This window comes from Candidatus Micropelagos thuwalensis, from assembly GCF_000469155.1.
GTDB classification, from domain to species: Bacteria; Pseudomonadota; Alphaproteobacteria; order RS24; family RS24; genus Micropelagius; species Micropelagius thuwalensis.
Map to the genome: position 1 here is coordinate 214,075 of NZ_AWXE01000001.1, position 14,228 is coordinate 228,302.

Sequence of the window (14,228 nt, forward strand, 5' to 3'; positions counted from 1 at the left end):
GTACATTCACCGATTTTGTTAACTCTGCGTTCATATCATAGCGCAAGGAGTTCGTCAGTCATCAAAACAAAAATTAATATACTGATTTCTCTTTTCCATGAAGGGTTTAAAGGCCAATACATTCTGTGGATTCTGGTAATTTTCTCAATCGGAATTATCATCTATTTCAGCCTCCCTTTTGAACCTTCTATTGTGCCAGTTATGCTCGTGCAGTTAGCAGCATTGGGTGTGGGGATTTTGTTATCCGTTCGTCAGCCTGACCAGATATATCGATATTTGGGTCTATCGTTGATTATTGTTTCAGCAGGTTTTCTGTTTGCCCAGATCAAGACATCTCGTGTTGATAGTCCCTTCTTAAAATATCCGATTACAGCGGATATGGTGGCGCTCGTTGAATGGCAAGAAAAGCGGGTAAATGGCAGTCTATTTATCTTAAAGGTTTTAAAGGCGGATAAAATTCATCCGCGCTACCGCCCGCATCGTGTCAGAGTTTATGGAAAACATAGCTTTTTGGAAGAAACTCAGCCGGGCTGTGAGATCTTGCTTCGTGTTCAGCTCCGACCCAATGAGTTTGCAATCTGGCCAGAGGTTTATGAACCTCTTTTTGTATCGCATTTTCATCAAGAAGGTGCTGTTGGTTTTATCCGGGAATTTAAATCTGTGGATTGTAAAAGTATAGAAAATCCCACGGCTGAAATATCGCGCAGTGAGCGTTTCTCATTCTGGCTCGCTCAAAAAAGACTGGCGCTTTCCCATCGGATTACAACTACCATGTCTCCTTCAGCGGGCGGGATTGCAGCTGCATTAATTACCGGTGTGCGTGGACAGATAAAACCCGCTGATAGAGAAACACTCAGACATACTGGGCTCGCGCATATGCTCGCAATATCTGGCATGCATATGGCGATGTTTGCTGGCACGGTCTATGCCTTATTGGGGGTGATGCTTGCTTTTATTCCTGTGTTGGTACAAACGCATAATACACGCATATTTCGTGTCCTTATTGCGTGGTCATTTAGACTTTTTTACCTGTTTATCTCGGGTCGGATGGTGGCGACACAACGCGCTTTCATTATGATGTCGCTGGTGTTTCTCGCCATAATACTTGGGCGGGCGGCACTCACAATGCGCAATGTTGCGCTTGCCGCTATGGTTGTTTTGCTTCTTGCCCCGCAATCTGTGATGCAAGCAAGCTTTCAAATGTCTTTTTCTGCTGTGGTGGCGCTTGTTGCTTTTTATGAAGTGTATGGCAGAGGACGGTTAATGCCATGGCCGAAACGCCGAATTGGACTTGTTGAAAAAAACATCCGTCTTATCTGGCTCTATTTTATCGCTTTGTTTATGACCAGTATCATTGCTGGTTTAACAACGGGATATGTCGGGATTATACATTTCAATTTGATTGGCAACCATGGACTGCTCGCAAATCTCCTCGCTATGCCAATACTTGGGGTGGTGATTATGCCTGCGGCAATGGCGGGTTTAATTGCCATGCCGTTTGGTCTGGAGCAAACACCGCTCATGGTTATGCTATGGGGAATTGAAAAGGCACTGATGGCTGCAAACTGGTGTCTTACACTTCCTGCCCCTGTATCTTATATCGCCGCTTCAGCAAAGCTTGCATTACCGCTGTTTGGTATTGCTTTAGTTTGGCTATGTCTGGTTAAAAGTAAATTGAGGCATGCTGCCTGGCCTGTGCTTTTGGCGGTGTCCCTCATGATGGGGCAGGGCAAGAAGCCGGATTTAATGATTAATGGTAATGCCAGTTATGTGGCTGCGCGTCAGTTGGATGGTTCATTGGTAATTATCTCTAAAATCAAAAATAGCTTCGTGCCGTCGCGGTGGTTGTTGAGTGATGGTGATGATCGCAAGGCAAAAGGAGTGCAGAGGATTTGTACACATCCAGTTTGTTATATCTCTCTTAAAGACAAGAGGCTTGCTGTCATTTATGAAAACGCCGGAATTGCACAAGCTTGCATCAAGGCCGATATAGTTATTTTGGCAATCGTTAACAAAAAGAAGCTCTTTTGTCCGTTAGTTTTTCACAGGGGAATGTCGAAACCGGGAGAGACGTTATTTTATGAATTCAACGCAGGTGACGATGTTCCCACGCATTTCGCAGGTGGGATTAAAACTAAAAAAGGATTTGGCTGGATTAGGCGTTAGTATTTTCTGATGATACCGACAAGCCGACCTTGGACACGAACCTGATTGGATTTGAACAACCTTGTTTCGTAGGCAGGGTTAGCGGCTTCAAGAGCAATCATATCCCCTTTACGACGCAGTCTCTTCAGCGTGGCTTCATGTTCTTCTACAAGGGCAACAACAATGTCCCCACTTTCTGCTGAATCACTGCGCTGAATAATTGCTGTGTCACCATCTAAAATACCTGCATCAATCATGGAGTCGCCATTGACCTCTAAAGCATAATGTTCGCCGCTACGCATAATTTCCAGCGGCACACTGATGCGGTGCGTTTCTTCCTGAATGGCTTCAATAGGTGTTCCTGCTGCAATCCGACCCATCACGCATAGGCTAACGGAGTTGTTGTCGTTAGAAGCTTCAGCTTCCATAGGGGCAGTGGTGTGGTTTGATATTGCCAGACTCGGTGATGCGGCATCCGGCATTTTGATAATCTCAAGAGCGCGTGCGCGGTGTGCAAGTCTGCGGATGAAGCCACGTTCTTCGAGCGCGGTGATTAACCTGTGGATGCCTGATTTGGAACGCAGATCTAAGGCTTCCTTCATTTCATCGAAAGAAGGCGCGACACCTTTCTCTTTAAGTCGTTCACTAATAAACATCAATAATTCGTATTGCTTATTGGTTAGCATAGCTAGCTCCTTAAAAGGTGGCTCCATCAAAGTAATGTAAATCAGTAAAGATGATTAACATTAAATAGAACAAAACATCAACGTGAATGTTCTAGTTTAGTTCATGCGAATCTGTCAAGCACGATTTTTAAGAAAGAAGGTTTTTTGTTGCTTCGCTGAGATTTTGCTGGCGCATTAAGCTTTCACCAACCAGCACAGTTGTGATGCCTGCATTGGCCAGCAGACGCATATCATCGGGTGTATAAATCCCGCTTTCACTCACAATAAGGCAATCATCCGGTGCCATTTTGCAAAGCTTTAAAGTGGTATCAAGGCTAACGGAAAAATCTCTGAGATTTCGGTTGTTGATCCCCAGCAAACTCGGTTTGAGTTTTAAGGCACGGGTTAGCTCGTCCTCATCATGGACTTCGAAAAGAACATCCATCTGCCAATCACGGGCGGCGAATTGTAGGTCGCGGGCTTCTGAGTCAGTCACAGCCGCCATGATGATAAGGATACAGTCACCGCCCCAGGCACGCGCTTCGGCGACCTGATATGTGTCGAACATAAAATCCTTTCGCAAGACCGGTAGGGTGCAGGCCTCACGTGCCTGACCCAGATATTCAGGAGCACCTTGAAAGCTTGGTGTGTCTGTCAAAACCGAAAGACATGCTGCGCCGCCTGCCTCGTAGGCTTTTGCCAAAAGGGCTGGGTTAAAATCTTCGCGGATGAGTCCTTTAGATGGGCTGGCTTTCTTAATCTCTGCAATTAATCCTGGTTTACTCTGTTGGCGCTTGGCGCGTAGGGCGGCTTCAAAACCTCTTACGCTATGGGCGGCTTCGGCTTTGGCGGTTAAGGTTTCCAGAGGCATTGACGATTTTGCGGCCTTAATTTCTTGCTTTTTATAATCCGAAATTTTTTGCAGGATGTCTGTCATGTCAGCCCTGTTGTGAAATCTCAACGAGTTTGTTGAGTGCGTCATTCGCTTTGCCGGAGTCAATCGCCTGTTCCGCCATGCGGGCGCCGTTTTCTAAATTCTCGGCTTGACCGGCAACAATAAGTCCTGCCGCGCTGTTCAGTACAACGATGTCACGATAGGCAGATTTATCGCCTGCCAGAAGTGCCTTCATGGCAATTGCGTTTTCCTCTGGTGACCCTCCGCGTAGGTCTTCAGGTTTTGCTATAGGGAGCTTGGCATCTTCTGGCGATACTTCGAAGCGGCGCACTGTGCCATCTTCAAGTGCCGCGACGGATGTCGGCCCGGTAGTCGTAATTTCGTCCAGCCCGTCTGAACCATGAACAACCCATGCTTTTTGTGAACCGAGTCCTTTAAGTGTTTCTGCCAAAGGCATTAACCACTTATCATCGAATACGCCCATAAGTTGATATTTTGCTGCTGCTGGATTGGACATTGGGCCAAGCAAATTAAAAATAGTACGTATCCCCAGTTCTGCGCGTACAGGGCCTACATGTTTCATGGCGCTGTGGTGAGCCGGGGCGAACATAAAGCCCATACCAGCTTCATGAATACAGGCGCTGATACGTTCAGGACTTAAACTCAAATTAACGCCCATTTGTTCCAGTACTTCTGACGATCCGGATTTAGAACTGAGAGAACGATTACCATGTTTGGCAACTGGAACGCCGCATCCTGCGAGGACAAATGCGACTGCTGTCGAGATGTTATAGGTTCCACCACCTGCGCTCCCCGCATCTCCGCCCGTGCCACATGTGTCAATGGCGTTGTCAGGCGCATCTACTCGGACAACAAGCTCGCGCATGAGCTCTGCGCCGGCTAATAGTTCCTCAAGCGTTTCACCACGTTGACTGAGCGCCATTAGAAAAGCGCCGATTTGTCCCGATGTTGCCGCACCACTTAAAATAGCTTTAAAGGCGTCTCCTGCTTCTTGTTTGGTCAGACTTTTACCGCTAGCCAGAATGGTCATAAACGGTTTCATTGTGTCGTTATCGCTCATGAGGGAATTTCCAGTTCAAGATTATGGGTTGGTGGTGGCGCTGAGGGGTCGCACCCCGCCGCTGTCAAGAAGTTTGCTAACAAATTATGCCCTTGTTGTGTTGCAATGCTTTCTGGATGAAATTGAACACTGTGAATGGGGAGGGTTTTGTGGGAAATACCCATGATAATGCCGTCATCTGTTTTCGCGGTTACTTCCAGACAATCCGGTAGATTTTTGGGTGACACGACCAGCGAGTGATAACGGGTAACATTTAAGGGGTTCGGCAGACCCTCAAACAAGCCTTTTTCATTATGTGTAATTTTGCTGAGCTTGCCGTGTTTTATCTCATGACAGGAGATAACGTCACCACCAAAAGCCTGCCCGATGGATTGATGCCCCAGACAGATGCCAAAGACAGGGACAGGCTTTTCGGCCTCAGCCGTAGCTTTAATTAAATCGAGGCAGATACCAGCTTCATTGGGGGTGCATGGACCTGGAGAGATAACAATAGCCTCCGGCGACATATCCAGCGCCTCCCGTGGGGTAATTTTATCATTGCGAACGACAGTGGTATCCATGCCCAAATCACTCAAAAAATGAACAATATTAAATGTAAAACTGTCATAATTATCAATGAGTAATATCATGTTTCTAATCAATCAGGTTTGTTCTGCTCTATTGCCGCCTCGGCTGCCCTGAACAATGCCATAGCTTTGTTGACGGTCTCTTCATACTCCATCTCAGGAACGGAGTCATAAACCACACCAGCACCTGCCTGAACATAAAGTTGGTTATCCTTCACAATCCCTGTACGGAGCGTAATGCAGGTATCCATATCTCCGCCTGCTGAAAAATACCCTACACAGCCTGCATAGGCACCTCTTTTTTCAGGTTCAAGCTCATCAATAATTTCCATAGCGCGGATTTTTGGTGCGCCCGACACCGTTCCCGCAGGAAAACCGGCCATCAGCGCATCAATAAAGTCGCAATCTTCTGACAGCGTACCGACGACGTTAGAAATGATATGAATGACATGTGAAGCCTGCAAAATAGAAAATGCCTCTGTAACCTCTACCGAGCCTTTTTCACTCACGCGCCCGACGTCGTTGCGGCCCAAATCAAGCAACATTAAATGTTCGGCACGTTCTTTTTCATCCGCGAGAAGTTCGGAGGCTATCGTTTGGTTTTCTGCATAGTTTTTTCCGATTTTTCGTGTGCCGGCAATTGGACGGATATTAACCTGTTTGCCCGTGAGACCAACCAACACCTCGGGGCTGGAACCGACCAGAGAAAAATCATCCATTTTCAGATAAAATAGATATGGGGATGGGTTGACCCGCCGCAAAGAACGATAAAGCTCAAATGGCGGCAAAGAAAAAGGTGTGCTAAATCGCTGGCTGACAACGCCCTGAAAAATATCTCCTGCCACAATATATTCTTTGACCTTCTTGACCATATCCAGATAAGCGGCGCGGCTCATATTAGATATCGGCTGCTGCAGAGATGACATGTTTTTAAAATCATTCTTTGGTGGTGCTGATTGCAGTTGCTCAAAAATTTTATTTAATCTTTGTGCTGCCAGGTCATAGGCCGCTTCAGCAGTCATTTCTGCGTGCGGATAGATAGGCGTTACAATTTGCATCGTGTCTGTCGCATCATCAAACACCACAACAATGGATGGTCGGATAAAAATACTTTCCGGTAGACCAAGAATATCAGGGTTCTCAGAGGGTAAAGTTTCCATATAACGAACCATGTCATAGGCCATATAGCCGAACCAACCGGCTGCCATAGACGGCATGTCTTCGGGCATATCAATCTGATTTTGTTGTAATAATTCACCAAGTTTTTTAATCGGGTTGCCGGGCAGGGCCTCATAAGCTGACGGATCTGTCAATGCATCCTGATTGAGATAGGCTGTGCCGTTGATAACTTTCACACACATTTCCGGTGCGAAACCAATCATTGAATAGCGACCTCTGATTTCGCCATCCTGTACGGACTCCATTAAGAAGCTGTGAGACTCGTCCTGACATAACTTTAAGTAGACTGAAACGGGTGTCTCAAGGTCGCTACTCAGTTTCCGACTAACAAGCTGGATTTTGCCATCATTATAGGCTTTTCCAAAATCAGCGCGAGAGGGTGCTAAGTTGGATGAAAATTTGTCGGTCATTGTTGAAAGCTGCTAAGCTGCGCTTCCAATGTCTGATTGTCTACACTCACACCTAACTCATTTTGGAAATCTCGAATTAGCTGGGTGAGCACGGCATCATTCACCGATTGATTTGCGGATGACATAAAAGCATTCAGCATTATTTTATTGTTGAGGTCTGGCTTTACAATTTCAGCCACACGCATAACAATCAAACTCTCTCCGAAACCAACCTGACTCCAAGTGAATTCCCCTTCTTCGGCGACAAAAAGTTTACGAACAGCTTGTCTCGAAAAGGTCTCATCATCTGTTTGTCTATTAACAGCGGGCGATGTAATTGGCGATTTTCCGACTTCATCGGCAAGTTCGGAGAATTTCTTGCCCTTATTACCCTCGCTGACAATATGCTCAGCAAGACCCTCAAGTAAAGCTCGACGCTCTCTGGACTTCCATTGCTGGGTTGCTTTTTCACGTACATCTTCAAATGGGCTAACACGCTCGGGCATGATACCGTCAACACGTATCCAAATCAGACTGCCATCTTCAAGCTCAACGGCGCCGGCTTCTTGGCCCATGTCGGACTCAAAAATGCGGCTCATCACTTTTTCTTTTTTGCCGATAATCTCATTAATTGAGCCGTTCTCTAAGGCCCCATCACGGGAAATATTTTCTACCCGAAGTAACTCGAGGTTGCTCTCCTCAGATAAGGCTTCCAGCGAGCTCCCACCTGAGAGGCGGTCATATATATTTTCGGAGAGGACAACCAAATCATCTTCGGCTTTTTCCTGAGCTAATTTTAATCTAATTTCTTCTTTAATATCTTCGAATGACTGTACAGTTTGTTCATTTATCTTCCGCACTTTCATGATGACTTTGCCAAGTGGGCCGTTGATAATCCCGCTTGTTTGACCCTCTTCAAGACTAAAGGCAAGGTCAGCCAGTTCATCGGCGATAAAGTCTCCGCGTGACATTTCACCTAAATCAGTGTCTGAAACTTTTTGATTGAGTGCTTGCGCAACATCCTCAAACTCTTTTCCGGACGCCAAAATATCCATTGCTTTCTGGACTTCGGTTTCATCTGTCAGTACAAGTTGGTTAACTTCCCGCGTTTCGGCATTGATATAATCATCTTGCAGGATGTCATATTCTTCCCGTAACTCCTCTTCTGTCACTGTGATTGTATCAATGAGGTTACTTGGTGAGAGGTTCAAAATTGTAGCGGTACGTCGTTCCGGCTCGGTAAAGATGTTTGGTACTTGCTGATAAAGTGAGCGGAGTTCATCTTCAGACGGGTCACCTATTACACCCGCCATATCCGGCTGGATGAGGATATATTCCACTTTTCGGGTTTCAAGCGAGTGCGTGTAGATAATTTCGTTCAACTTAGTAGGAAAAACAGTGGCATATGAAATCGCATCAAGCATTTGCTCACGTGTTTTGTTGTTGCGTCTGTCACGAACAAATACTTTTTCGGTCAGACCATTCAGAGCAAGAAGACGACGAAATGTCGGCGCATCAAAGCCGCCCCCTGGCCCAGCGAAGCTGGGGTCATTGATAATCTGATCTCTGATATAATCGTCACTAACATCCAATCCGAGTTTATCTGTGGCTTCATTCAAAGTTGCGAGGGTGATCATTCTGCCAAGAACCTGCTGGTCTACACCGAATGTACGTGCCTGTTCAATACTAAGAGGCTCGTTGAGCTCGCGTGAAATCTGATCCATTTGTTGGGCCAGACGGAAGCGATATTCATTAGTCGGAATTTTTTGATTACCTACCTTAGCGACACTGCCGCGTCCGACCATGTCAAACATATCCGCAACGCCCCATGCGGCGAAAGCAATCACAAGCAATCCGATGAGTGCAAAGCCAAGCACTCCGCTAAATATTTTTCTGATTTTTGTCAGCATGATAACTCCTAAGGACGCCAGAATTTTGCCGCATCATAAAGTTTGCGATAGTTAAAAACAAGCAAAGGATAGCGCGTCTATCGTTCTAATTGTGGTTTCAAAGTTGATGAATCATAGATAATCATGACATGCTTACTTCGCATATTTAAGATTAAACTCAAAAGAGAGTGAAAAGGATAGCATTTATGTCGATAAGACCTGCGATTATCGGAAACTGGAAGATGAACGGTTCCGGCAGGGATGTAAAGTTGGTTCGCCGATTTGCTGATTTTCTTGATAAGCAAAAGATTGTTGCTGACGTCATGATTTGCCCGCCCTCAACCCTTATTGACCGTTTGGGCGAGGCCATAAAAGGCGCAAAACTCAAAATCGGAGCGCAAAACTGTCATATCGAGCCGTCCGGCGCGTTTACGGGTGATGTCAGCGTGCTCATGTTGAAAGATGCAGGCGCCAAGGCTGTGATTGTCGGGCATTCAGAGCGACGAACCGAATATGGTGAAACAGACAAACAAGTCTGCCAAAAAGCACAAGCGGTCATCGGGCAGGGGTTACAGGCAATTATCTGTTTAGGCGAAACTCGCCAGCAATTTAACAAGGGGCAAACTTTGCAGGTTGTCGGTCGTCAGTTGCGAGGATCTTTACCGTCAACTGCGACGCCGCAAAACACTTTAATTGCTTATGAACCAGTCTGGGCGATTGGGTCGGGGCGAACACCAAAACCCGCCGATATTATCAGGACACATGCACATTTGCGGAAAACCTTGCTGAAACTTCATCCTAAATCAGGCGCTAAGTTTAGAATTCTTTATGGTGGGTCTGTTTCCGCGGCGAATGCGGCTGACATTTTGGCGCTGGAGAATGTTAACGGTGCGCTGGTTGGTGGTGCGAGCCTGTCATTTAAGGATTTCACAGCTATTCTTAAATCATTTTAAAAGCTTTACCTCACAGTTTTTTCTTTTCATTTTCGCCTATTTGGGGTAAATCCAACCAAATTTCAGGAGTTAAACATGTCCGCGACCCTTTTGGTCATTCATCTGATTATCACACTTGCCATGATTGTTCTGGTGCTTCTTCAGCGTTCCGAAGGTGGTGCACTCGGCATCGGTGGAGGTAGCGGCGGCAACATGTTTTCCAGCCGCGGGGTTGGTAATGCCCTGACTAAAATGACGACGATACTGGCCTTTGTGTTTTTCCTGACCAGTATCGGCCTGACAGTTTTGGGTAGCATGTCCGGACGCGAGTCTATCTTGGAAGGTTATGTCCCGACAGAGATTGACGAGCAAACGGCTCCAGCACCGCTCATGCCTGAAATTGATCCGCCTGTTGGACCTACCGGCACACAATCTGACATTCCGCTACCGCCTGTATCTGAATAAACCCCAAAAAGTTTTATTTCGATGCATTTTCCTCTCGCACGACTCGATAGGACTATGTATTCTGTCCACCCATGGCGCGATTTATCTTTATCACCGGCGGCGTGGTTTCCTCACTCGGAAAAGGCCTGGCATCTGCGGCTCTTGGGGCATTGCTTCAAGCCCGAGGTTATTCTGTAAAGCTCCGGAAACTTGACCCTTATCTTAATGTTGATCCGGGTACGATGAGTCCCTATCAGCACGGCGAGGTGTTTGTCACGGATGATGGCGCTGAGACAGATCTCGATCTCGGTCACTATGAACGCTTTACGGGCGTTCCAGCCAGCAAGGGTGATAACGTCACCACTGGACAGATTTACCAGCAGATTATCACCAGCGAACGCCGTGGCGATTATCTTGGCGGCACGGTGCAAGTTATTCCGCATGTGACGGATGCGATTAAATCTTTTGTGCGCGCGGAAACGGATGATGTTGATTTTGTGCTTTGTGAAATTGGCGGCACGGTTGGCGATATTGAAGGCCTCCCGTTTTTTGAGGCCATTCGTCAGCTAGGGAATGATTTGCCGCGCAGTCATTGCATTTATATTCACCTGACACTCTTGCCTTATATTCCTGCGGCGGGTGAGATGAAAACCAAGCCGACACAACACTCGGTTAAAGAGTTACGCTCCATCGGTATTCAGCCGGATATTTTGTTGTGCCGGTGTGACCGCCCGATACCTGAAGGTGAGAAACGCAAAATTGCGCTGTTCTGTAATGTGCGCGAGAGCGCTGTCATTATGGCGCAGGATGTCGATACGATTTATGCCGTGCCTGAAGCATATCATATGGAGGGGCTGGACACGGAGGTGCTGGAGTCTTTCGGCATGAGCGATGCGCCACTACCTGACCTTACACGCTGGCGGCGCGTGGTTGAGCCGGTGCGCGCTCCCGAAGGCGAGGTGAATATCGCCATTGTCGGCAAATACACGGAATTGAAAGACGCCTATAAGTCACTCACCGAAGCGCTACAACATGGCGGCATTGCCAATCGTGTGCGGGTCAATTTTGAATGGCAGGATGCAGAGGTTTTTGAGCGCGAAGATGCCGCGGCTTATTTGGAAAAGGTGCACGGCATTTTGGTGCCAGGCGGTTTTGGTGAGCGCGGGTCGGAGGGCAAGATTGCCGCCGCAAATTTTGCCCGCACGCGCAATGTGCCATATTTTGGTATTTGCTTTGGTATGCAGATGGCGGTTTTGGAAGCTGCGCGGAATCTCGCCGGCATTAAGGATGCCAGTTCAACCGAGTTTGGCGTCAATGGAACGCCTCTGATTGGCTTGATGACGGAATGGATGAAGGATGACCAGCTTGAGACCCGTGGCATTGATGTCGATATGGGCGGCACAATGCGGCTGGGTGCTTATCAGGCGAGACTTGCGGCGGGCAGTAAGGTCGCTGATATTTACGGCAGTGAGGTGATTTCCGAACGCCACCGCCACCGTTATGAAGTGAATATGGCATATCGTGATCAGCTTGAGGCGACGGGGCTGTCGTTTTCGGGTGTTTCGCCGGATGGACTGTTGCCGGAGATTGTCGAGTTTAAAGACCACCCGTGGTATATCGGCGTTCAGTATCACCCCGAATTAAAATCGCGGCCTTTTGAGCCGCACCCGTTATTTTCGTCATTCATTGAGGCGGCGCTCAACCAGAGCAGACTTGTATAGGATATCTGCGTGATGCAAATGAAACTTGATAAATGGAATATCGCGATTGGGGACGGTGCGCCCTTGGTTGTGATGGCAGGGCTGAATGTGCTGGAGGATGAAGCGCTGGCGTTAGAGGTCTGTGCCGAGTTGAAATTTATCTGTGCCGATTTGGGCTTGCCGTATATTTTCAAGGCGAGTTTCGATAAAGCCAATCGCTCATCCGTGAGCAGTTATCGCGGGCCGGGAGAGGCGGACGGCCTTGCCATGCTCACCAAGGTCAAGGCCACGCATAATGTGCCGATTGTGACCGACCTGCACACGCCCGCGCAAGCCGAACCCGTGGCGGCGATTGCCGATGTGGTGCAACTGCCGGCTTTCTTGGTACGCCAGACGGATTTGGTCGTCGCGGCGGCAAAGGCCGTGGGCGCGCAACAAGGCTGGTTACATGTTAAGAAAGCGCAGTTTCTCGCCCCGTGGGATTGCGCGAATATCATCACCAAAGCGCGCGAGGTGTCGCCAGATGTGCAGATTATCCTGTGCGAGCGCGGCACGAGTTTTGGCTATAATAATCTGATTGTCGATATGCTCGGCATTGCCGAGATGAAAAAGCTCGGTGTGCCGGTGACGATGGATGCCACCCATGCGGTTCAGCTTCCCGGTGCCGACCCGCGCACCGCCCATGCTCAGGGGGGGAGCGCGTCCACAGGCGGGCGGCGCGAAGGTGTGCCGGTGCTGGCGAAAGCAGCCGTGGCGGCGGGCGCGAATGGTGTGTTTCTTGAATTCCACCCCGAGCCGGATAGCGCGCTGTGCGACGCACCGAGTTGCTTGCCCCTCAGTGGCGCCCGCGACCTGCTCAGTCAGCTTAAGGTCTTGCACGAAGCGGTGAGTTAGCCGTAAAGTCTTCCCAAACACGCACCAAATAAGCGTGAGGGAAGAATGGAAGATTTTTTTGTTTCTTGAAAGATAAGGAAACCATTGGGCTTGTCATCGACGTGCTGGAAGCCACATTCATAAGATCGATACTGTCCGGGCTTGGTGATGCCCTCCGCCATTTGATAGCGCGACAGCCCGTTATAGACGCGTTAGAGCCAAAGATCTTCGCGAATATTCTCTGCATTTCCGGCGTTCATACTCTCTGGCGTGTTTTTTGATTTAGCGCTGCGCTTCTTCATGGCGCGGTCTCCTGTTCCTAACAAAACCGACACCATCCAAAGAATGGTGTCGGGGTGCTAAGAACAACCGAAACTGAGTACGGCAACGACGTATTCGGCATAGCCTTATTTCGTCGTCACCTCGACCTGAGTCATGGGTGAACGAGTTTTCCGCATATTCATAAAAAAAGGTTTAATGCTTGTCCCTGTTATCAGGTTTGCATTAAGCCGCATACGCAATACAAATTGCGGCTAAGATTAAAGGTGTTCTTAGCACCCCGCAGATGACGTTCCGCATCTGCATAACCAGCCTAGCAAAAATTTAGCGTCCCGAATAGGAGGCGACGTCTTGATCGGGGATGTAGAGGTCGGCAGGGGGTTCGCCGGTCTGGTAAAACACATCAATCGGGATACCGCCACGCGGATACCAGTAGCCGCCAATCCTCAGCCAGCGGGGTTCCATGCATGCAATCAGGCGTTTTGCGATTTCGATGGTGCAATCCTCATGAAACGCGCCATGGTTGCGAAAACTGCCCATAAAGAGCTTAAAACTTTTACTTTCGACCAAATATTTTTCCGGCACATAGTCGATAATCAGGCGTGCAAAATCCGGCTGGCCTGTTTTGGGGCAAATTGAGGTGAATTCCGGCACGGCAAATCGCGCAACATATAAGGTGTCGGGATGCGGGTTCGGCACACGCTCCAGCACCGCCTCATCGGGTGAGTTGGGCATGGGCGTTTGTTGCCCAAGCATGGTGCTGCCAGTTGTGTCGCTTCCCTGTTTAGTTGACATGACGACTTCCCTGATAAAGGCAGGACTGACCGAGACTATCGCGGAAGACTTCCACCGCGCTCAAATCCGGCAGGTCGGGCATCAGATGTTCCCACAGCCAGAGACAAATATTCTCCAGCGTCGGCGTTTCCAGACCGTCAATCTCGTTCAGCATGTGATGGTCAAGTTGCTGGCGCAGATGTTCCAAAATCGTGCCGAATTCAGCAAGGTCAACAATCTGTCCGGTTTTGTTGTCCGGCATGCCCGTCAGGGTTACGCGCACACGAAAGGAGTGACCATGTATCCGGCGGTTCGGATGACCGGGGTCGTAATTCTCGAGGCAGTGTGCCGCATCAAAACAAAATTCACGTGTCAGTTGCATTTTTTCCCCAAACAAAAAGGGTGTTCACGGCTTAT

At 48.3% G+C, this 14,228-nt stretch carries 13 protein-coding genes; 5 read left to right on the forward strand and 8 right to left on the reverse strand.

What is annotated here, in order from left to right; genetic code table 11:
- The first annotated feature begins 201 nt into the window (after window positions 1–201).
- Window positions 202–2,166: a ComEC/Rec2 family competence protein gene (locus RS24_RS01050; RefSeq protein ID WP_021776318.1), complete on the forward strand. Its 1,965-nt coding sequence runs from the start codon at window positions 202–204 to the stop codon at window positions 2,164–2,166.
- On the opposite strand, the gene lexA is transcribed toward RS24_RS01050, so the two are convergent.
- From lexA to RS24_RS01080, 6 genes are all read right to left on the reverse strand, one after another.
- The gene (lexA, locus tag RS24_RS01055; protein WP_021776319.1) at window positions 2,163–2,831 is read right to left on the reverse strand and encodes a transcriptional repressor LexA; all 669 of its coding nucleotides are present in this window, start codon (window positions 2,829–2,831) and stop codon (window positions 2,163–2,165) included. The two genes, RS24_RS01050 and lexA, sit on opposite strands and share 4 nt — an antisense overlap.
- Before the next feature lie 127 nt (window positions 2,832–2,958).
- Window positions 2,959–3,747: an indole-3-glycerol phosphate synthase TrpC gene (gene trpC, locus RS24_RS01060; RefSeq protein WP_021776320.1), complete on the reverse strand. Its 789-nt coding sequence runs from the start codon at window positions 3,745–3,747 to the stop codon at window positions 2,959–2,961.
- Between the two features lies 1 nt (window position 3,748).
- Window positions 3,749–4,786 (reverse strand): anthranilate phosphoribosyltransferase, encoded by a 1,038-nt coding sequence (trpD, locus tag RS24_RS01065; RefSeq protein WP_021776321.1) that lies wholly within the window; start codon window positions 4,784–4,786, stop codon window positions 3,749–3,751.
- On the reverse strand, window positions 4,783–5,415 hold the full coding sequence (locus RS24_RS01070; protein ID WP_021776322.1) for an anthranilate synthase component II: 633 nt from the start codon (window positions 5,413–5,415) through the stop codon (window positions 4,783–4,785). The genes trpD and RS24_RS01070 overlap by 4 nt, the downstream gene beginning before the upstream one ends.
- A gap of 8 nt (window positions 5,416–5,423) precedes the next feature.
- Entirely contained in the window at window positions 5,424–6,941 is a 1,518-nt protein-coding gene (gene trpE / locus RS24_RS01075; protein ID WP_021776323.1) for an anthranilate synthase component I, read from the reverse strand.
- Entirely contained in the window at window positions 6,938–8,830 is a 1,893-nt protein-coding gene (locus RS24_RS01080; protein ID WP_021776324.1) for a peptidylprolyl isomerase, read from the reverse strand. The genes trpE and RS24_RS01080 overlap by 4 nt, the downstream gene beginning before the upstream one ends.
- A 185-nt stretch (window positions 8,831–9,015) precedes the next feature.
- Between RS24_RS01080 and tpiA the strand changes: the two genes are divergently transcribed.
- From tpiA to kdsA, 4 genes are all read left to right on the forward strand, one after another.
- Window positions 9,016–9,762, forward strand: a complete 747-nt coding sequence (gene tpiA, locus RS24_RS01085; RefSeq protein ID WP_021776325.1) for a triose-phosphate isomerase — start codon at window positions 9,016–9,018, stop codon at window positions 9,760–9,762.
- A 75-nt stretch (window positions 9,763–9,837) separates the two neighbouring features.
- The gene (gene secG, locus RS24_RS01090; RefSeq protein ID WP_021776326.1) at window positions 9,838–10,206 is read left to right on the forward strand and encodes a preprotein translocase subunit SecG; all 369 of its coding nucleotides are present in this window, start codon (window positions 9,838–9,840) and stop codon (window positions 10,204–10,206) included.
- A gap of 71 nt (window positions 10,207–10,277) precedes the next feature.
- Window positions 10,278–11,906: a CTP synthase gene (locus RS24_RS01095; protein WP_021776327.1), complete on the forward strand. Its 1,629-nt coding sequence runs from the start codon at window positions 10,278–10,280 to the stop codon at window positions 11,904–11,906.
- A 9-nt stretch (window positions 11,907–11,915) separates the two neighbouring features.
- A complete protein-coding gene (gene kdsA, locus RS24_RS01100; protein ID WP_420885936.1) occupies window positions 11,916–12,779 on the forward strand; it encodes a 3-deoxy-8-phosphooctulonate synthase in 864 nt (287 codons plus the stop codon).
- A gap of 582 nt (window positions 12,780–13,361) precedes the next feature.
- Here kdsA and queF read toward each other — a convergent pair.
- Complete coding sequence (gene queF, locus RS24_RS01105) at window positions 13,362–13,832, reverse strand: preQ(1) synthase (RefSeq protein WP_021776329.1); 471 nt, start codon at window positions 13,830–13,832, stop codon at window positions 13,362–13,364.
- Window positions 13,822–14,193 carry a 6-pyruvoyl trahydropterin synthase family protein gene (locus tag RS24_RS01110; protein ID WP_021776330.1) on the reverse strand — a complete coding sequence of 124 codons (372 nt, stop codon included), beginning with the start codon at window positions 14,191–14,193 and terminating at the stop codon, window positions 13,822–13,824. Before RS24_RS01110 ends, queF begins: the two co-directional genes overlap by 11 nt.
- Between the last annotated feature and the right edge of the window lie 35 nt (window positions 14,194–14,228).

What these genes read in the sequence shown, in the direction of transcription:
- RS24_RS01095 (WP_021776327.1), top strand. Translation starts at nt 10,278, where the DNA reads ATGGCGCGATTTATCTTTATCACCGGCGGCGTGGTTTCCTCACTCGGA.
- queF (WP_021776329.1), bottom strand. Translation starts at nt 13,832, where the DNA reads ATGTCAACTAAACAGGGAAGCGACACAACTGGCAGCACCATGCTTGGG.
- RS24_RS01080 (WP_021776324.1), bottom strand. Translation starts at nt 8,830, where the DNA reads ATGCTGACAAAAATCAGAAAAATATTTAGCGGAGTGCTTGGCTTTGCA.
- RS24_RS01050 (WP_021776318.1), top strand. Translation starts at nt 202, where the DNA reads ATGCTCGTGCAGTTAGCAGCATTGGGTGTGGGGATTTTGTTATCCGTT.
- trpC (WP_021776320.1), bottom strand. Translation starts at nt 3,747, where the DNA reads ATGACAGACATCCTGCAAAAAATTTCGGATTATAAAAAGCAAGAAATT.
- lexA (WP_021776319.1), bottom strand. Translation starts at nt 2,831, where the DNA reads ATGCTAACCAATAAGCAATACGAATTATTGATGTTTATTAGTGAACGA.
- RS24_RS01110 (WP_021776330.1), bottom strand. Translation starts at nt 14,193, where the DNA reads ATGCAACTGACACGTGAATTTTGTTTTGATGCGGCACACTGCCTCGAG.
- RS24_RS01070 (WP_021776322.1), bottom strand. Translation starts at nt 5,415, where the DNA reads ATGATATTACTCATTGATAATTATGACAGTTTTACATTTAATATTGTT.
- trpE (WP_021776323.1), bottom strand. Translation starts at nt 6,941, where the DNA reads ATGACCGACAAATTTTCATCCAACTTAGCACCCTCTCGCGCTGATTTT.
- trpD (WP_021776321.1), bottom strand. Translation starts at nt 4,786, where the DNA reads ATGAGCGATAACGACACAATGAAACCGTTTATGACCATTCTGGCTAGC.
- tpiA (WP_021776325.1), top strand. Translation starts at nt 9,016, where the DNA reads ATGTCGATAAGACCTGCGATTATCGGAAACTGGAAGATGAACGGTTCC.
- secG (WP_021776326.1), top strand. Translation starts at nt 9,838, where the DNA reads ATGTCCGCGACCCTTTTGGTCATTCATCTGATTATCACACTTGCCATG.